The 20,250-nt window shown below is 43.6% G+C and carries 14 protein-coding genes; 3 read left to right on the plus strand and 11 right to left on the minus strand.

Going from position 1 to position 20,250, the window contains the following annotated elements; translation table 11 throughout:
- Positions 1-25 precede the first annotated feature (25 nt).
- The 7 genes from MHH60_RS19550 to MHH60_RS19580 form a co-directional block, all read right to left on the minus strand.
- Positions 26-1,192, minus strand: a complete 1,167-nt coding sequence (locus MHH60_RS19550) for a collagen-like protein (protein WP_306081853.1) — start codon at positions 1,190-1,192, stop codon at positions 26-28.
- 284 nt (positions 1,193-1,476) lie between these two features.
- Positions 1,477-2,130 (minus strand): deoxynucleoside kinase, encoded by a 654-nt coding sequence (locus MHH60_RS19555; protein WP_076134022.1) that lies wholly within the window; start codon positions 2,128-2,130, stop codon positions 1,477-1,479.
- The gene (locus MHH60_RS19560; protein WP_076134021.1) at positions 2,127-2,750 is read right to left on the minus strand and encodes a deoxynucleoside kinase; all 624 of its coding nucleotides are present in this window, start codon (positions 2,748-2,750) and stop codon (positions 2,127-2,129) included. Before MHH60_RS19560 ends, MHH60_RS19555 begins: the two co-directional genes overlap by 4 nt.
- 495 nt (positions 2,751-3,245) lie before the next feature.
- Positions 3,246-4,382: a carboxynorspermidine decarboxylase gene (nspC, locus tag MHH60_RS19565; protein WP_076125019.1), complete on the minus strand. Its 1,137-nt coding sequence runs from the start codon at positions 4,380-4,382 to the stop codon at positions 3,246-3,248.
- A 10-nt stretch (positions 4,383-4,392) separates the two neighbouring features.
- Positions 4,393-5,592, minus strand: a complete 1,200-nt coding sequence (locus MHH60_RS19570) for a saccharopine dehydrogenase family protein (RefSeq protein WP_036679313.1) — start codon at positions 5,590-5,592, stop codon at positions 4,393-4,395.
- Between the two features lie 620 nt (positions 5,593-6,212).
- Complete coding sequence (locus tag MHH60_RS19575; RefSeq protein WP_076134020.1) at positions 6,213-7,703, minus strand: stalk domain-containing protein; 1,491 nt, start codon at positions 7,701-7,703, stop codon at positions 6,213-6,215.
- Between the two features lie 44 nt (positions 7,704-7,747).
- Positions 7,748-8,749: a DUF4830 domain-containing protein gene (locus tag MHH60_RS19580; RefSeq protein ID WP_076134019.1), complete on the minus strand. Its 1,002-nt coding sequence runs from the start codon at positions 8,747-8,749 to the stop codon at positions 7,748-7,750.
- A 304-nt stretch (positions 8,750-9,053) separates the two neighbouring features.
- Between MHH60_RS19580 and MHH60_RS19585 the strand changes: the two genes are divergently transcribed.
- Positions 9,054-10,931 (plus strand): LTA synthase family protein, encoded by a 1,878-nt coding sequence (locus tag MHH60_RS19585; RefSeq protein WP_076134018.1) that lies wholly within the window; start codon positions 9,054-9,056, stop codon positions 10,929-10,931.
- A gap of 69 nt (positions 10,932-11,000) precedes the next feature.
- Here the strand turns inward: MHH60_RS19585 and MHH60_RS19590 are convergent, their stop codons facing one another.
- Together MHH60_RS19590 and MHH60_RS19595 are read right to left on the minus strand one after the other, a co-directional pair.
- A complete protein-coding gene (locus MHH60_RS19590; protein ID WP_076134017.1) occupies positions 11,001-14,597 on the minus strand; it encodes an S-layer homology domain-containing protein in 3,597 nt (1,198 codons plus the stop codon).
- A 240-nt stretch (positions 14,598-14,837) separates the two neighbouring features.
- Positions 14,838-16,586, minus strand: a complete 1,749-nt coding sequence (locus MHH60_RS19595; RefSeq protein ID WP_081388898.1) for a glycoside hydrolase family 13 protein — start codon at positions 16,584-16,586, stop codon at positions 14,838-14,840.
- Between the two features lie 262 nt (positions 16,587-16,848).
- On the opposite strand from MHH60_RS19595, the gene MHH60_RS19600 reads away from it, so the two are divergent.
- Positions 16,849-17,856, plus strand: coding sequence for a LacI family DNA-binding transcriptional regulator (locus MHH60_RS19600; RefSeq protein WP_076134016.1), 1,008 nt, complete (start codon positions 16,849-16,851; stop codon positions 17,854-17,856).
- A 48-nt stretch (positions 17,857-17,904) separates the two neighbouring features.
- Here MHH60_RS19600 and MHH60_RS19605 read toward each other — a convergent pair whose 3' ends face one another.
- Together MHH60_RS19605 and clpP are read right to left on the minus strand one after the other, a co-directional pair.
- Positions 17,905-18,111, minus strand: a complete 207-nt coding sequence (locus MHH60_RS19605) for a hypothetical protein (protein ID WP_036679303.1) — start codon at positions 18,109-18,111, stop codon at positions 17,905-17,907.
- Between the two features lie 21 nt (positions 18,112-18,132).
- A complete protein-coding gene (gene clpP / locus MHH60_RS19610; protein WP_076134015.1) occupies positions 18,133-18,714 on the minus strand; it encodes an ATP-dependent Clp endopeptidase proteolytic subunit ClpP in 582 nt (193 codons plus the stop codon).
- 183 nt (positions 18,715-18,897) lie between these two features.
- On the opposite strand from clpP, the gene MHH60_RS19615 reads away from it, so the two are divergent.
- Positions 18,898-19,914 carry an RNA polymerase sigma factor gene (locus tag MHH60_RS19615; protein ID WP_076134014.1) on the plus strand — a complete coding sequence of 339 codons (1,017 nt, stop codon included), beginning with the start codon at positions 18,898-18,900 and terminating at the stop codon, positions 19,912-19,914.
- Positions 19,915-20,250 lie beyond the last annotated feature (336 nt).

The raw sequence follows: 20,250 nt of genomic DNA on the forward strand, positions 1-20,250 counted from the left end.
AATATTTTATACGAAATACACCTAGTTACGCTAATTGTGTAATAACGAGATGCGCTGAAACAGATCTTGTTCCTCCAGCGAGAGGAGTAATAGTAAGTGCAGTAGAGTTACCGGCAGGATTCCGAACGGTCAGGATGGTGTTAATGACCGTTGTTTGCACTATAGCCATTTCTACGATTTGTGATGTACCTGTTGCGCGTCCAACTACGGTATAGGCGAGATCCGCACCATTAAGAGTCAAGATTAGTTGTCCCGCTTCGGTTACACTAACCTGAAACAACACCTGATAAGTCCCTATTGCCGCTAAATTAAAAGAACTAGGACCTGTTCGTGCAATTGTCGTCCCGCTGGTAGGTCCGTTTTGAGGAAAACTTACGTCTGTGCCCGGTGCTACAGTTGCTGCATTATCAGGAGGCATTAGGGCAAAAAAATCAGCAAAACCTAATACGCCTCCTGTTGCTCCGGTCGCCCCCGTTGCTCCTGCTGCTCCCGGTGCTCCGGTTGCGCCCGCGGCTCCTGCTGCCCCCGGCGCTCCTGCTGCTCCCGGTGCTCCGGTTGCTCCCGCGGCTCCTGCTGCCCCCGGCGCTCCTGCTGCTCCCGGTGCTCCTGGTGCTCCCGGTGCTCCTGTTGCTCCGGTTGCTCCCGGTGCTCCTGGTGCTCCCGGCGCTCCCGGCGCTCCCGGCGCTCCCGGCGCTCCGGTTGCTCCTACAAAACCTTGGGGTCCTATAGCTCCTGCAGGACCCGGTAAACCTTGCGATCCCTGAGGACCTACAACTCCTTGGGCACCCGGCACACCTTGTGCACCCTGAGGACCAACGGGTCCCGCTACACCCTGTGGACCAATAGCTCCCGCTGGCCCAGGTTCACCTTGAGGTCCTTGGGGTCCCGGAGGTCCGCCGGCGGGTCCTGGAGGTCCTTCAGCTCCTTGGAGTCCTCGTGCTCCTTGAGCTCCGGGAACGCCTTGCGTCCCTTGTATTCCTTGGAGTCCTTGTGCTCCTTGCGGCCCTTGTGGTCCTGTAGCACCAACGACTGTCGGAGTAGTTACATTCACTTCTGGTGGAGGACAAGTGACTTTTACAATCTTCTTAATAACTTTTCGACGATGATCTTTTCTTTTTCTTTTCGAAGGAAATACAGTGGCGACTTTTTTCTTATGACACTTTTTATCGTCTGGACAACTCAATGCGTACACCTCCCTATAAATATAGTTCAGTGTACGCATCTTACTAATTTTAGACATGGACCAATAACTAGTTTCTATTAGACTGGAACCTATTTTCATAAAAAAGGGCTAATAAAGTAGGAGGTGGCCCTTAAGTACATTACAATGTCCACACCATTTTTATTTACTTTTCGTATTTTATGATTAGGACAACTGACACTTCCCTATTAGGCCCAAATCATAGATTTGGGTCTTTTTTATGAGCACATAAAAAAAACAACCCCCAAACCACGGGAGCTGCTAATCATCAACTATTATATTGTATCAACAGGCTTACAGATGGTATTGCCTACCTTCGTAAGAATATCCGCCATTGATGCCGAATCATTTACATCATAATCATCAATGTTCAGTCGGAGCACTGGGCAAGCTGTAAACTCATTGATCCATTTCGAATATCTGCCATGCATATGTTCCCAGTAGGACACGTCCGTTTGAATTTCCATTTCACGGCCACGTTCATTAATTCGCGCTAAAATAGAAGGAAGACTGCCTTCAATATAAATCAGCACATCAGGGTGCGGGAAATAAGGTGTCATAACCATAGCTTCATACAAGCTTGTATAGGTTTCATAGTCTGTCTTGGACATCGTGCCTTGATCCGCATGCATTTTAGCAAAAATACCAGTGTCTTCATAAATCGAGCGATCTTGAACAAAACCACCGCCCATTTCAAACATTTTCTTCTGTTCTTTAAAACGTTCGGCTAGGAAATAAATCTGCAGATGAAAACTCCATCTCTCAAAATCATGATAGAACTTTTCAAGATAAGGATTATGATCAACTTGCTCCAGCGAGGTTTGAAAATTCAACCTTTTAGCCAAAGCACCTGTTAAAGTGGATTTTCCCACCCCCACGGTTCCTGCCACAGTAATTATGGCGTTATCTGGGATGTTATATGGATTCATTTCATTAGCTCCTTTAGGTGAGAGGCAATTTCGACGAAGTGTTCGGAGTTCTCCACGAAATCGACTGCATTTCCATCTATGGTAATAATAACGGTAGACGGCTCTTGAATCGCTAAAGAGGCCATCGCATCATCATAATCTTCTATCAATTGCTGCAAATACGCAGTATCCATATCCCCTTCAAAAGGGCGTCCGCGTTTGGCGATTCTTTTTAACAAGGTGTCGAGATCCGCTTTTATATAGAGAATAATATTTGGCTTCGGCAGGTCATCCGTCAGCACATGATAGATTTGTCGATACTTTTCTCGTTTCGTTCCCTTCAGCGTTCGTTCCCCAAAGATAAGGTTCTTATAAATATGATAATCCGAAATCACCGGTTTACCTTTATCTATGTATTGAGTTACTGTATCTTCAAGCTGCTTGTACCGATTACAGAGAAAAAACATCTCCAGTTGAAAGCTCCAGTCATCCATGTTCTGATAAAATTTAGCCAGAAACGGATTTTCATCCACAATCTCCTTAATAATCGGTAAGTTTAATTCCTCTGCAAGCATCGAAGCTAATGTTGTTTTTCCAGCCCCGATCGGGCCTTCCACTGCAATAAACGGTGCATGTTTCATTGATGCTGACTTCCTCCTCAGATACGGACCCTTCAATAACTATTTTTAAAAACAGACTAAATTATTGTATCACATGAGACCTTACTTGTGAGCGGCTAATTATGAAGAAACTTTTCCAGTAATACAAGTATCCAACTGTAAGATAAACCCAATATCAAGAGAAGGATCCCTATGATAAAACGGTTCGATATCTATCTTCTCCCCACGAGCATGAATCGGACCGAGGAGACTCTATTTCCGAAAAATCGGCTGTTTCAGCATACAATTGGACTCAGTTGCAGCTATTCTACCAAATGCACCTTAATAATAGTCACTATCCGGCCAATAAGAGCTATACAGTCCATAACCTTAGCTAAATAAGCTAATAAACACCAATAGCTGCTATACGGTCCTTTAGCATCACTTCTCTTTTCCTAGATGTAATTGTGCATTCAAAGGACTGGAACCATAGCAAAAAAAGGTGTCCCTGAAGGGACACCTTTTTAGATCATTCTATTAAGATAAACGTCCGCTGAAATCTTCGAAAGCGAACTGTTTGATTACTTTAATTCCCTCTTCGTCATTGTAGCTGACGATAGCTGGCAGATTCACGCCGTTAAACATATGGTTCTTCACCATAGAATAATGCGCCATATCTAGGAATACGAGTCTATCGCCGTATTTCAAAGGCTCCTTGAAGGAATAATCTCCAATAACATCTCCGGCTAGGCAAGTCATTCCACCTAATCTGTAAGTATAAGGATATTCCCCAGGTTGTCCAGCATCGATAATGTTCGGACGGTATGGCATAGCCAGTACATCTGGCATGTGGCATTCAGCCGAAGTATCAAGAATCGCAATGTCCATACCGTTATGCATAACATCCAGAACGGTAGCTACCAAATATCCAGTATTAAGCGCAACGGCCTCACCTGGCTCCAGATAGATTTCCACACCGTAAGTCTCTTTCATATGCAAAATGCAGCGGACAAGGGTCTCCAGATCATAATCGGGACGTGTAATATGATGACCGCCACCAAAATTAAGCCATTTCATCCCTTTGAGATAAGGTCCGAACTTCTCTTCGACTACTTTGAGCGTACGCTCCAGTGTGTCTGAATTTTGTTCGCACATGGTATGGAAGTGTAATCCATCAATTCCCTCAAGCTCTTCAGGTCTAAAGTTAGGGAGAGTTACTCCCATTCTGGAATAATTGTAGCATGGATCATACAGCGGAACTTCGATCTCGGAATACTCCGGATTCACTCGAATACCGCAGCTGATGTGCTTCGGTGCATTTTTCACACGATCCTTGAATCGATTCCACTGGTCAAAAGAATTGAACACAATGTGATCGGAGTATTCAAGAAGCTCATCGAATTCACTGTCCACATAAGCTGGTGCGTAGACATGAACCTCTTTGCCCATTTTTTCATAGCCCAATCTGGCTTCGAATAAGGAGCTGGAAGTTACGCCATGCAAGTACTTGCCAACTAGCGGATACAAGGAATGCATAGAGAAGCCTTTTTGGGCGAGCAAAATCTTAGCTCCTGTACGTTCTTGTACAGAATTCATAATCTCAAGATTGCGGGTAAGCAATCTTTCATCTACAAGGTAACATGGTGACGGGACAACGCTGATATCAATATCCATCAATCGCGCCTTAGTCTAGCAGCGTTGGCGAGAAATCTTCTTGCCAAGGCAGACCATGTTTATTCAAAGCTTCCATGAATGGATCTGGATCGAACTCTTCTACGTTGTAAACGCCTGGTTTCTTCCAGATTCCTTTTATAATTAACATTGCTCCGATCATTGCAGGAACGCCTGTAGTATAGGAAATGGCTTGGGAGCCAACCTCTGCATAACATTCTTCATGATCGCAAACGTTGTATACATAATAAGTTTTTGGCTTACCATCTTTAGTACCTTGGATGATACATCCAATGTTAGTTTTACCTTTTGTTCTTGGTCCCAGGGAAGCTGGGTCAGGCAGCATTGCCTTCAAGAATTGCAAAGGAACGATCTCTTTACCTTCGTACATGATAGGCTCGATAGAAGTCATACCCACATTTTCAAGCACTTTCAAGTGAGTCAGATAGTTCTGCGAGAAAGTCATCCAGAAACGGATCTTTTTCACGCCCTTGATGTTAACAGCCAAGGATTCCAGCTCTTCATGGTACAAAAGATAAATATCTTTAGGTCCAATTTCCGGAAGATCGTAAACTTTCTTCTCAGAAAGTGGTGCAGTTTCAATCCACTCGCCATTCTCGAAATAACGGCCATTAGCTGTAATTTCACGAATATTGATTTCAGGATTAAAGTTTGTAGCGAATGGATATCCATGATCACCTGCGTTGGCGTCAACAATATCAATAGTATGGATCTCGTCAAAATAATGCTTTTGCGCGTAAGCCGTGAATACGCCAGTTACACCTGGATCAAATCCACTGCCGAGCAAAGCGGTAAGGCCAGCTTTCTCAAATCTTTCTTTGTAAGCCCACTGCCAGGAATATTCGAATTTCGCTGTATCTTGTGGTTCATAATTGGCAGTATCCACATAGTGCACTCCTGTTGCCAGGCACGCATCCATGATCGTCAGGTCCTGATATGGGAGAGCGACATTAATAACGACATCCGGCTCAAAGCTCTTGATCAGTTCAATGACTTCGTCCGTGTTATCTGCATCGAGCTGAGCAGTAGAAATCTTCGTGCGGCCTCCGGCTAATTTATCTTTCAGAGCGTCACATTTCGCGACAGTTCTGCTAGCAATGCAGATCTCTTCAAATACATCCGGGTTCTGGCAGCATTTATGAACAACAACACTTGCTACGCCGCCAGCGCCAATAATTAACGCTTTTCCCAAAATAAAAACCTCCTAAAATTCCATTTGCAAAATCAACAAGGCTGATTATACATAATATTTTTGAATAAATCAATAAAAACCGACAAAAAATGATGTGTTTTGTGTAAAATCTCTAAGAAATCTTGTTAATACTCTTAAATGCTCATATTTCCTCGATTATCCACGTGTATAGATCAGGTGTTTTGCTGGAACAGAGTGGATTTTCAGAAACTAGGGCAACTAGATTATTCTATCACAAGAGGGTTATACTTCATACGATTTATTTTAAAATCAATGAAAAAACTCACCACCCTTTCAACTCCGCCTAAAAACGTTCGGTTTCCACCATTCCAATTAACAGTACTGCAGCAAATACAAAAGGCCGTAATATATACTCTTACCCGTTTTTGTTCCAATAGTAATCGTTGTTGCTATGCCCAACCGTTTCGCGACCCTAATTGAACGTTCATTGGGATAATTATAAGTTGTCCCATTTTTCCAATATTCATCATCATCCGTATAAATAATCCTCGAAAAGATTCCCGCTTACATTCTTCAAAATCGCGTACTGCCTTCCACGCAAAAAAAGCTGAGCTTCCCTGAAGGAGAGTTCAGCCTAAAGCTTCTAATAAATAGTCAACTTATTTATTGGAATTTATTCGAACGGCATAAGCATCTGCATCCCATTCTACCTGCGCCCCCAACATTTCGCTTATCAATCTGAGGGGGACATAAACGCTATCATTAATGAAGACCGGTTTTTGATCTGTCTCTATTACCTTTCCATTAACAGTCGTTTGTCCAGTTACCGAATTCAAGATCAGAGTTGTAGATCCTTTCACAGCAACCACAGCTCTCGATGGAACATCCCAACGAACATTAACTCCCATCTGCTCGAAGACTCCTCTTAAAGGAACATATGTCGAATTATTAATTAGTAACGGCGGCATCGTCAGTTCCATTTCATTCCCATTCAACAATACTTGAATAGATTTCTTCACGAGCTGAGGCGTACTCACCTCGATCTCTCTGACCCCCAGACCCGTCTGTCCAAATTCATTTGCTCCCCAGGCAAGGACATGACCATCTTTTAAGAGTACATAATGATTTCTGCTCCCTTTAGAAATGGAAACTGCATTCTGAATACCCTTAGACTGTGTAACATTAATCTTGTTCTTATCGCCAACCGTCCACTGCCACACGGTCCCATCCGCCTTCACTGCGGAATCTGTTGTCAGCGAAATGACGTCTGTAAGTCCTGGAACCTGAACAGGCTTTAGAGCTTCTCCCAGATATGGATCTATGTAATTATTCCAAATCCATACTGTACCATCCCATCTCAATGCCGCCCCATAAAGTCCATAGGCTCCATCCATATCAACCGCTCTATATTCTCCGCTTCCTTTAATAAGCGTAGGCTTTAAGATTACGCCCTTCTGAGTTCCCAGCGGTTGCTGTGATCCCCACACCCATACCTCTCCGCCGTTACCAAGAGCCACTGAATTATTCGATCCCGCTGCTATAGACAGGACGGAGGGTAGTCCCTTCACCTGCACCGGGGCTAGCTTGTTTTTCCGCGAATCGTCACCGAGTTCTCCTTGTTCATTGCCTCCCCACGCCCAGACCGTTCCATCTTTAAGAAGAGCTAAGCTAAAGGTGCCCCCCGCAGAAACAGCTTTCACATCTGCTAGCCCTTGCACTTGAACAGGCTCTACAAGAATCTTAGAGGACTGTGTTCCAATGCCAAGTTGTCCATGCTCGTTCCCCCCTACCGCCCACACTGTTCCATCGTCCTTCAACATCAAGTTATGGCGATAACCACCTGAGATTTGCTTTACATGATCGATATGCATTTTGACAGGAGTATACGCTGGTGTGGTCGCCCCATTACCAATAGAGCCATACCCACCACCCCACGCCCAGGCTGTTCCATCCGCAGTGACGGCATACGCACTTCTGTCACCAGCGTCCAGTTGGGTGATGCCAGACAATAATTTCTTTTCTTCAATTGAATTCACATTATCTGCTGCTGCCACTAAAGGTGAGACCATAGTCAGGCAAAGAACAGTCCCAACAACAACTCTACAAATCCGACTTACCTGCACTTTTGACATCAAGCTTTGTTTAAACACTTGAGATCACTCCTTTTTATTAAAAAAATAGATAACGCAACAACTCACGGTCCCGTCCCAAAACCTCCAATCTTCCAGCCGTTAGCGTGTTTGGTCAACACTGCAAAGCGAGTTTCCCGACCATCTGGGGTATTAAAGACAGGATTTAGTGATTTCATATACAGATCGACCACAATATTTAACGTTGTGCGATCGCCGATGTCTTTAATTTCTGAGCCAGTATCATAATCCATCACTTTATAAGAGGTAGGCTTAGCCTCAACAATACTTTCACTGAGCGCATTTTCACCACCAAAACCCGGGTTATAGAGTTGATGCGCTTGACGGTTAACCGTCAATGCAGTGAGTAAGGCATTAGGATTCAAACATGCGCGGGCACGGGTATGTTTACCGTCCTGAATAGCCTGAAAAAAAGCATCCAGCAGCTCGAAATGGTCTAATGAGGCTAAGTCACCATTCTCACCTTCCTCAGCAAACAAACCTTCTCTCTCCGTCCACTCCTCAAATGTAAGTCCTGTAATGTCGGTCAAGCTACGCTTCTTAATAGACGGGCCGATACTTTGAATATTAAATTCCAGCCACGCACCAACGGTATTCCCTGATTGCACAAGCAAAACAAGATTCGAGGGATAAGAAAATTCTTTTTGTTCGCCAGAACCTGGTAAACCTTCGACTAAAGAATACCGCTGTACCTCTACCGTGGTCCCCTTCAGCAGTGTCAAATCCAATCCTGCATCTTTAGAGAACTCATTCGCTAATTGCCAGTAAAGTCCCGCTGGATACTCCCCTAGCTTATCTTCCCAGTTCCGCGGTACCTCAACTGCAAATGCCTCCGGATGGCTCTGAACTTTATAATCCAGTGTTTGCAAAAAGTCTTCGGGAATCATAGTTACTTGAGCAGATGTTGGCGTTACCTGTGGTACAGACGTTGAAGCTATAGAGGCAGTAGGTTCCACACCTATGGAGTTCTCCCCTTGATTACAACCAGAGTTTAAGAGTACAAAAAAACAAATCGTTACCATCGTTAAAAACTGCCGCTTAGTCATCTGATTCCCGCCTCTCTAATCACTCCTCTATATTTAGACTGAGGAATATTATACAAAGTTGCGGGATACTGGAAATTATTAAAATCATTTTATACGCATAGGACCCTGTAGTTTGGGTTTGGCGTTGATTTTACCTGCTTATGCGGCATAAATCGCCTGTTGCTTCGCTCTAGGGCTCTCGTCCACCTTTTGACACTTGTTAACTTCAAGAGCATAATAAGCTTCGGCATATTGCAACGGATTTCCATGAAATACAGGTATATGCAGGACCTTGGTGTAATTGCATCAGAGAGGATGATAACGAGTGAAAAAAGATTTTGATATAAAAAACAAACCCTTCCTAGTCTTTAGCTTCGTCCTGCTGCTAAAATGCGCAGTGGCCTGGTTCGTAGTTTTTAGCGACGGTCCTAACTGGAGCATGCTGCTGACAGAGATCCCATTTTTCTTTATCGTATTTGGACTCATAGAATGGATGGCTTCCAAACGAAAATTTCTGTATTACATGATAGCCAATCTATTGATTTCAGTCATATATTTTGCCGTGCTAATGTATTACAAATATTACGGTGTAATTGCTACTTATCATGCCTTGGAACAAGCAGATAAAGTAACTAAGGTGGGAGAAAGCACATACTCATTGCTGGACCCTTACTACTTGTTCATTTTTGTGGATATTGTAGTTTTCATGTTTTTTATGTTCCGTCCGAAATATATTGCGATCTGGAAAGAAAGAGGTATGAACCGCCGCATGAACCGGACTGCTTTGTTTGGAATCATCAGTGTTTCTTTGGCGGTCTGTGTCTTTAATGTTTGGCCAAATCATGCCAGTATGAACGAGAACAAAAAAGCGGAGAGTATGGGGATTCTTAATTACGAGGTTTATACTATTTTTGCCGATACAAGGGAAACAGAAGAAATAATCGACAACAAAGAAATCACGCAACAATCCATTAACAAGACCAAAGGGATTACAGAGCCTGTCTCACCGAAGTACTGGGCGGCAGCTCAAGGTAAAAATCTAATCGTGGTACAAATGGAATCTTTTCAGAACTTTTTGCTGAACCTGAGCATTGACGGGCAGGAAGTAACACCCAATCTAAATAAGCTTTTGAAAAGCGAACATTATTTCAATAACTTCTATACTAATGCCGGGCAAGGAACAACTTCGGATGCTGAATTTGTAGTGAATACTTCGTTGTACGTTCCCCACCACGAGGTAGCCACTTCATCCAATTATATGGATAAGGCGCTTCCGAGCCTGCCTAAGTTGATGAAAGCTAATGGATATAACACAGCAACCTTTCACACCAATAGCGTAGAATTCTGGAACCGCAAAACCCTATACAAAGTACTAGACTTTGATAAGTATTATGATCAAGCGTTCTATGGGGATGACGATCATATCGCATTCGGTGCTTCAGATGAGGTACTCTATGCCAAGACTGTTCCTGAATTAGTCAAAATGGATGCTAAAGATGATCCTTTTTACGCGATGGTCATTTCTATGAGTGCTCATCACCCTTATAAAATGCCAGAGTTAAAAAATAAAATGACACTGCCTAAACGGTATGAAGGTACCCTAGTTGGCAACTATATTCTAGCTCAAAATTACGCAGATTATGCAATGGGACAATTCCTGGATCAATTAAAGTCCAGTGGTCTATGGGATGATAGCGTCATTGTCTTTTACGGTGACCATCAGGGTGTATCGCTATATTCCCTTGATGGCAACGAGAAATCGTTAATGGAAGAAATGGTCGGCCACGAATATGGTTATACCGATATGTTCAATGTTCCTTTCATCGTTCATGCCCCTGGTGTAGGTGAACCTGCCGTGTACAGCCAAACTGGTGGTCAGATCGATATTATGCCAACTGTAGCTAACCTGTTAGGGATTTCAATGAAAGACCAGCTCCACTTTGGAGAAGACCTGATGAACCAACAGACCAATATGCTGCCTGTCAGACACTTTTTGCCTACCGGCTCTTTCATTAATGACACAAGCATGTATTTAACTGGTGTCGATTACGACGATGGAGACAACTTTAATCTAATCGATGGCTCAGAAACAGAGGGCGGTTCGACAAAAGAACAATTTGACGCCGTTCAGCGGCTTCTAAATATGTCAAACAGCTACATTCAACAACTGCCGGATTTACCCTCTACGGATGATGCAAAGTAACTATAAAAGAATGCCCCTCAGCCAAATAGCTGAGGGGCATTTTTGCATTTTTTTATAAGAACCTAAACCTTAATTAAGCTTCAACATCCTATCGATAATCACTGCTGCTTGAGCACGGTTGGCAATATTTTTAGGACCGAAGGTATCCGCAGTCAGACCTTGCACAATACCTTCCTGTGTTAGTAATGCCACCGCTTCTTTACCGTAAGCAGCGATTGTTGCCTGATCTTTAAAGTTAACCAAAGCGGCATTTGTATCACTTACCGACTTGCCTTTAAATTTCTTAAGTGCGTTGGATACAATGATTGCCATTTCCTCGCGTGTAATTGCACGGTTAGGATCAAACTTTCCGTTGCCTACACCGTTAATCAATCCGTTCTTGACCCCGGATGCAATGTATCCGTAAGACCAGTCAGAAGCTTTCACGTCACTGAAGGCAGCGGATGATTTCACATCAAGCAGATTAAAAGCTCGCACGATCATGGTAATAAACTCGGCACGCGTCACCTCTTTAAGCGGAGCAAAGGTATTGTCGCTCACCCCTTGCAGAATCCCTTTTGCCGCCAGCTCTTTAATCGCCGATGCTGCCCACGCCACCTTACCTAGATCCGTGAAGTTTGAACCTATTGGGTTTGGTGTTGCAGACGGCTGCACAGTTGGAGCTGGCGTTGGTGTTGCAGACGGCTGCACGGTCGGTGCAGGTGTTGATGTTACAGATGGCTGCCACGGTGTCGAAGGTGTTGTTGGCTCTTGTTCATTCACCCCGTTATCCATACCATCCTCTTCGGTCGCCGCTGGAGCAGCAGCATAGATTGAATTGGCAAGCAATCTGAATTGATTTTGCGGATGATATTTATTCATCAGATCATTCGCAAATAACGTCACATGAATGTTGTCTGTATTGTAAGTAAGCGCCAATATTTGGTCTTGTGCAGCCTCGTTATTCGGCCACCAGCCTGCTTTGAAAAAGTCAGCTCCTGATCCGTATTTCGCCAAGATCTCTGCGCCTTCAGGCACTTTCGTAATATAAGCCGCGGAAACCGTGTAGAGGTATTCGCTATCGGCATAAGGCGCTGTAATTACATTGTCCTGAGAGACCTCAGCCTTAAACAATCCCTCATGAGCATCTTCTTTGCCATCCTTATTGACCGGAGTTGAATAGTCCAGCCCAGGGAGGACCTTAAGCCCTTTAACAGTTTTCAGCATCGTTCTTCCATAACCGATAAATGGTTTACCTGCAGCAATCAGATTCGTTCCCGAATTGATTAGAACATCTGCTGCCACTGTATCCGTAGTTACGTTAAATCCAAGATCCTTCAGCATAAATGCAGTCGCTCCTGCAATAGCTACCTTAGGAGCCTTAAGCAATTTACCCGTTCTGTTCTCTGAAGCACTAAACGGAACAATATCCAGCAGATATTTAGACGATACTGTTCTAAGGTTGGATCTGGAAACAAGGAAGCTTCCCTTCTCGTAACCCGTCCCCCCATTCTCCAGCAATGTTACTGCCTTATGATTGGCTAGCAGCTCATTCACAGCTTTTATGGCATCATTGTTGCTGTTTTTAATGACATAATTTTGCTCGAACGGAGATTGATCCAGATTCGTACTAGGGATCGTTACACTGCTAACCTGTTCTGTCTTCCCAGTGAATGCTCCTACAGAACGGCTAATATATCGGTCAAAACCACGCATAGCCGAGAAATTCTGTACCGTATCTGAATACATCTCATTAAAATCCGAGACATCTAGTCCATCATACAAGACAAGATTCGCATAACCTCTTTTGGCTTGATGCATATTCACCACATAGGTTCCAGCCGGATAGACTACGGAATCTACAGTTACACTGGTTGTTGTCCGTTCTACCTTCACATTGTTACGTAATAGGTACTGAACCATTTTGTAGGTTTCCAGATCATTTTTTTGCAAATCTTTTGCAACCGGAAGAATGTAATACTCAGGGAAGAAATTCGTATTTTCCTCTACCCCTGGACGTCCAATAGACTCATTTTGTGCATTGATTAGATAATCTTTAACAGCAGCATTAGTATTCTCATTTTGGATACCCCGTTTGAAGATTTCCAATTGATTCAGGAACAGTTCCTGCTTGTTGTTGATCACATAATCGGTTGCCCCCAAAGCCGCATAATAAAAGGCATCCAGTGAATCTTCATTCAATTCAGGCACTTCAATGGTATGCCCAAGTGCTCCTTGATGCATGGCATATACAGCTGTGTAGGCTGGTGAAGCATCATCCCAACCTGTTGCATTCGTTCCTTTATAGTTCGGATCCTGTTGTGTTTTTTCGTATTCTTCATAAGGGATATGGTAGGAATCATATTTAGTATTAGCAATTCCCGCCTTACCCATGGCATTTGCTTGCTCAAGCATACTTGGCATTACAAGATCATATTCAATGTTAGGATCATGAGGTGGTGTGCAAGGCTCAATCAAGAAGCCACTTACAAATCCATGCATGTCCAAAAAGGTAAGCGGCGTCCACTTAGCAATTTGTGCAGTTACCGCTTGTGTCTCAGGTTGCGTCTGGTAAGAGTTGTCCCGATTTGGATCAAGCAGTGTTGAAGTTTGACGCGTGTTTAACGCGCGACCGTCAGGATTCTCTACATAATCAAGCAGGAAAATCACATGGTCAAGCGCTTCGTCGATGTTCAGAACAACCTTTTTCGGATTTCCATTCTCATCAGTGGTATCATAGGTGACAATTTGCTGTGTCATCAGCGTATCCAAAAACTTAATGATTACATCGACACCATTGGCTTCATCGGCATGAATGTTATTCAACCAGATAGGTACCTTATAATCCTGCAGATCCCCGTCGTTAATTTTCTTTTGCAGGGCTTCAGGATCATTCATCATAAGCGGTAAGGTCTCGTTCAAATATTGATCTACTGAGGACTTATCCTTAGCAACAATAGAGAAATGAATGGCACGACCTTGAGTTGAGGTCCCAATTTGCTGATACTCTACATATCGATCATATTTATTATTGCTTTCAGCAGTAATCCTATCGATCGCGGGTTTAATCTCATCATATGTATGATAGGTTTCATATGGATTTAGTTTGACTTGCTGCTCTACCAGCACATCTCCAGCAGGTAATGTCCCGATTAGATTATAAATTCCCACTCGTTTAACGTACTCTGCACGTATACCCGTTAGTGAGAGATTCTCTCCGTACAGCAAATCAAAATGAATTAAAGCTTTTACTTTTGAACCTGAGATCGGCTCATAGGTCACTGTTACGAAAGGATTACCTGAATAATCTTTCGCATCTTTATTCCATTTCTTCCACTCTGCCAGCGGCTTCATCTCTTCCGCCGTTCTGCCAAAATTCCAGATGATATCTTGAGGCGATGCCCCATCAGGAAGATCTAAAGTCAATTCTAATGTTCTAGCTTCCGTCATAGAAGCTTTGTATACTTCTGTGGAAACTGTCGCCGCTATTTGTTCATAGACAGCAGTCGCTACCGTAGTTTGTTCTGAAGAAAGCACCGCTGGATCAGCTGTGTTCTCCGTAGAAACCGGAGCAACAACCGCCTGCGGGTTAATTTCGGTTGCAACTTCACCTGCATATGCAGCTGGAAGCAGACCCGACATCATAAGTGTAAAAGCTAGTAATAAAGATAGTATTCTCTTGGACATTTTTTACCTCCTATAATTTTGTCTACTTTCACCCCGAATTGAATGAATATACACTTATATGAATCTGTATTCATAACATAATATAGTATTCTATTAATTTTGGAAACAAAAATAATAGAAAAAATAATATTTTTATACGACTTGCCTAGGTAAGCGCATTCATTTTGTGCAAGAGTCCTACACTACCGCAACAAAAAAAAGCGCCCGGATAACCGAACGCTTTGAATTACAATAAATATATTAAACGGTTTCTGGAAAAGAAGCTTCACTTAACTCTTGTGCAGGTACAAGTTCACTGCTACCCTCTTGCTCTACAGGTGCGTTAACCAGCATATACACACGGGACTCGTAAGGCCGTAATGCGACAGTCTCAATCGGCTCCGCAGGATCAACCTCATAGTTATGCAAGAGCAATTCACTAGTATCAAACTCCAAATCAAATGGAAGGTCAAACAGTGCTTCCTCTGCTGTCAGGTTAGACATGACCAGCAGTTTTTCATTTCCAAGCGTCCGAGTATAAGCATAAATACGTTCATCTTCAGGCAAAATGAGATCATAAGTCCCGTAAACAGTAACGGAATTAGCAGCCCGAAGAGCGATAAGCTTTTTGTAATGATGATAGATGGAATAAGGGTCCTGCTTCGCCCGCTCCACATTGATTTCCGTATAATTCGGATTCACCTTCATCCATGGCTTGCCGCTGCTGAAACCAGCGTTTTCAGAGTCGCTCCATTGCATTGGTGTTCTAGAGTTGTCCCGGCCGTTCTTCCAGATTACCTCCATGACTTCCTCATGTGTTTTACCGGCTTCAGTCTCCAAACGGTACAAGTTCTTCATCGCCACATCATCGTAATCATCCATTGATTCAAATCTTACATTGGTCATCCCAATTTCTTGACCTTGATAAATAAATGGTGTTCCCTGCATCAGGAAATACATCGTAGCCAACGATTTAGCTGACTCTTTCCAATACTGGCCATCATTTCCCCAAGTAGAAACTGAACGCGGCTGGTCGTGATTTTCGATGAACAATGCGTTCCAGCCTCTGCCCTCAAGACCTTTTTGCCAACGGGAGAGAGCTGATTTTAGCTGCAAAACATCCAATCCACCTGTCACACTCTTATTCCAAAGAGCTAAATGCTCGAATTGAAAAATCATATTAAATTTGCCTTGCTCTTCACCCACCCACGACTCCGCCTGATCAACATTTACACCACTCGCTTCGCCAACCGTCATGATGTCATATCGGTCAAACGTCTCCTGCTTGAGCTCCTGCAAGAAATCGTGAATCCCTTCACGGTTCATGTGCCCATCGCCAGACGGAACATACGGAAGATTCTGTGGATTCGGCAGATCGGGATGTCCGGTGATTTTTTTAATATGTGAAATGGCATCCACCCGGAAGCCGTCGATTCCTTTGTCCAGCCACCAGTTGACCATGCTATACAATTCACGGCGCACCTCAGGATTCTCCCAGTTGAGGTCTGGCTGTCTTTTGGAAAATACATGCATAAAATATTGCTCTGTGGCAGGATCAAGCTCCCAAATCGAACCGCTAAAAATACTCTCCCAGTTATTCGGCTCCTTCCCGTCCTTAGGATCACTCCAAATATAATAATCCCGCTTCGGATTATCCATGCTTGAACGTGCTTCAACAAACCATGGATGTTCGTCCGAAGTATGATTAATCACTAGATCCAGAATCAGCTTCATGCCTCGCGCATGAACCTCATGCAGCAGCTGATCAAAGTCGGCCATGCTGCCGAACTCCGCCATAATATCCTGATAATCCGAAATATCGTAACCATTATCATCATTTGGGGATTTATAAATAGGACAGATCCAAATGACATTGATGCCAAGCTCCTGCAAATAATCAAGTTTAGAAATAACTCCCTGCAGATCGCCTACACCATCACCATTGCTGTCCATAAAGCTCCGTGGGTAAATTTGATACGCCGTGGCTTCTTTCCACCATGTTCTGTTCAATGCATCCAGCTCCTTCGTATTCATATACCCTTCACGGGAAAATATTTTCCCGAAATTCATTAGAATTAATAATTCAGTTATTATTTTTAGCAAAAATTCAACTTTATCGTTCAAAACAAGCTTTTTTCAAGGAAATAATTTTCCTACAGCGATCATTATAGGACCTTTTATTTCCTAGGTCAACAACAATCTTTTGGATTCTTGAAGCTATCCGTGATATGCTTGCGAGAGTTGAAACACCAAGTGAATCATATGGAAAGTTATGGTGATCTTCTTGAAGGTAAAGATAAAAGATATAGCCCAAATGGCGAACGTTTCGATCTCTACGGTGTCCAGGGTAATCAATAACAGCAAACCAGTAAACGATGATGTCCGTAAACGCGTACTGGAAGCTATTAAACAAACCAACTACCGTCCGAATGTCATCAGCCTTGAAACGGACAAAGCTAATACACAGTTGATCGGTGTGATCATTCCGCAGAATAGCAACACTGTACTGGATGACTTCAATGTTGGTATTCGCGATCTCGCGGATTTGTATGGATACGACATTATGGTCGGATTAACGGACGGCAGTGCAGAAAGTGAACAACATTATTTGAAGATGTTCCAGCGGATGGGGACAGAAGGAAATATATTTGTGGGTTCTATTCCAAACCATGAACATCTGGAGATCATCCGCAGCTCAAATACACCTTGCGTGCTTGTCGGGCAACAATCGCAGGTGGATACGATTCCTTCCGTTCATCTGGACAATATAACTGCCTCTTATGAAGCTGTTACTTATCTGATTCAAAAAGGTCATCGCAAAATCGCTATGATTCGCGGCTCGGGAGATAATGCGGTGGGTGGGGATCGGTATAAAGGCTATCTACAAGCCCTTATGGATGCAGGCATAACCTTAAGGAAAGAATGGGTAGTAGAAAGTGCGATGGCCGTCGAAGATGGGAGCGACGCCATGCGCCGAATTATGGATAGCGGGGAGTTACCTACTGCGGTGTTTTGCTCTACAGATTGGATGGCAGTTGGAGCCATGAATCATTTAACCGATAACGGTCTACGGGTGCCAGCTGATGTCGCCGTGTTCGGATTTGATAACAGCTTCATTGCCTCTATCGTTCGACCTAAGCTTTCCTCGGTTGAATACTCTGGAACGGAGATTGGGATGACCGCCACCCGAACCTTAATCAAGCTGATTAAAGGGGAGACCGTTGTGCCGCATCATGCAAATGTGGCTCATTATTTGGCTATTCGGGAAAGTACGGGTTAGGAGATGTGGAGCTCCTAACCCTTTTTTATACAGATGATGTTGTTGATGTTATTGTGTGAATCCTACTTTGGCTCGTTCACGCGTTTTGGTATCTAGAGAGATGGAACAGATCGAGCTGATTGGAATATAAAACTCTTCAAAATCCGTCCGATATTTGACGAAATTTTCACTTACCGTTTCCAGCACTCCTTTTGTAGCGTTGGAGCCATCCACAAAATAGATTGTTACCTCTTTTCCCTGCAAAACCTCCAGCATAGCCTTCTTCACTCCTTCGTCTTAGAGATTTGTGATGACCTTATCGATAATTCCGTATTCCACCGCCTCATCGGCTGACATGAAATAATCTCGATCCATATCTTGAAGTACCTTCTCTACCGTCTGCCCAGTTCGGTCCGCTGTAATTTGCACAAGCACTTCCTTTGCCTTCAAAATACGTTTGGCACTGATCGCAATGTCACTAGCCTGCCCCTGCGCCCCACCATGCGGCTGATGAATCATAATCTCGCTATTCGGCAGGGCATAACGTTTCCCTTTGGCCCCAGCCAATAACAACAAAGAACCAAAAGAAGCCGCCATTCCTGTACAAATGGTATTCACCGGCGGCTTAATAAGCTGCATCGTGTCATAAATACTGAAGCCTGCGGTGATAGAGCCACCTGGACAATTAATATACATGTGTATATCTTTATCCGGATCTTCTGCTGATAAAAACAATAACTGGGCAACAATACTGTTAGCCAGCTGATCCTCAATTTCCGCACCTACGAACACTATCCGGTCCTTCAACAGCCGCGAATAAATATCGTAAGATCTTTCACCTTGATTCGTTTGTTCGACTACATAAGGAACGTACGCCATCCGTATTCGACCTCCATCTATTTTAGAGTTTTGAAATCTACCCTGTAAACGGATTAGCATGGGGATAGGATACGTTAGGCGTGAGAATTTTTATTTTTTAAAATTGCGTATCTTAATTTCCTGCTCATTCGTTTATTATTAGAAGTAATCGAAATCACCTTACTGGAAAAGGAGTTATGCAGAGTGATCATCCTTGAGAAGCTTAGCACCGGAGATGCGCCGGATGAAAGTAACACCAGGTCTTTGCAGATAGCTCTGAAGCGATATTGTCTTGCATTGACACAATCCCCGTGGGATGCCGATGATTTAGCTCAGGATACATGGGTCAAGGCCCTTGGTTATATGAAGCCTTCGGACTCAACGAGCACAAATAATGGGAACAGTCTAATGAATGAAGTTAAACAAAATAAAGAAACCATTGAAAATGATAAAGCTAATGAAAAACTTGAAACTAATCAAACTAATCAAACTAATCAAATGAACTATACGTTTTGTACGGCTGCAACGTCTGCTAATACTGCAACGTCAGCCAAGGCTGTAACGCCATCTAAGACTGCAACGTCTGCAAAATCTGCAATGCATTCTACGATTCCTACAAATTCTACTCATCATACAAGTTCTACAAATCACCCAAATCCTGAGGCATTGCTTTTTCGGATTGCCCGAAACACATGGATTGATATCATGCGGCGAAAAGCCACCTTGTCACGAGTGTTGGAGCTGGATCAGTCCCCCACTGAGGCCTCTGCGGAGTATGGTTCATTTGAGATTGAAGCTGCTTTTCAAGCACTACAGGAGCATTTATCTCCGCTGCAGCAGGCGGTGTTCCTGCTTCGAGATGTGTTGGGGCACTCTGCAATGGAAGCTGCCGAGATTCTCGATACCACAGAAGGGGCAATAAAAGCCGCTCTGCACCGAGCCCGGCAAGCCCTTCCTCTCGTAAGACAAGAGCTGCTTCAGGCCGATGGTCCTTCTTTACCACAGGACACAGCCATGCAGATCGTCTTGAGCCGCCTTGCAGCCGCGTATGAACATGGAGAAATTGCCGAGCTGATCGAGCTTGTATTTGCGGACGAAAGCCAGGAACCTGTAATGGCGGTATCGAGCCAAAGCTTGCAAGGCTTCCAGACCTCCCAAGCTGGTGGATTCAGTTCAAACAGTTGGAACTATACCACGCCAGGAATGTGTATGGTGGCGTAGTTTTTCGTTATGCTGGATTTCGGGCAGCTAAGTGTCTCGTTACGTTAAAAACGAACAGATATATTTGCGATTAGTTCGCTTAATGTGTAATTAGCGGTTAGGCAGTTTGTAGTAACTAGCTGTAGACTTGCATATTGTGCAACAGAATCAGCCGTCCTGGCCGCAAAATTGAATCTGCAGCACTTTCTGCAATAGATTCTGGTGAAAAGTTAGTTCAATGCCACTTGCTCATCCATTGATTGTATAGAGTGCAATAGGATCTCGATGATCCTGCCGCTTATCCACAATGAGTCAGAAGCTTTATATAAACCAATAAACAGTCGTTTTAATAACCAT

Origin of the sequence: Paenibacillus sp. FSL H7-0716 (assembly GCF_038002705.1) — a bacterium.
GTDB lineage: Bacteria > Bacillota > Bacilli > Paenibacillales > Paenibacillaceae > Paenibacillus_AQ > Paenibacillus_AQ odorifer.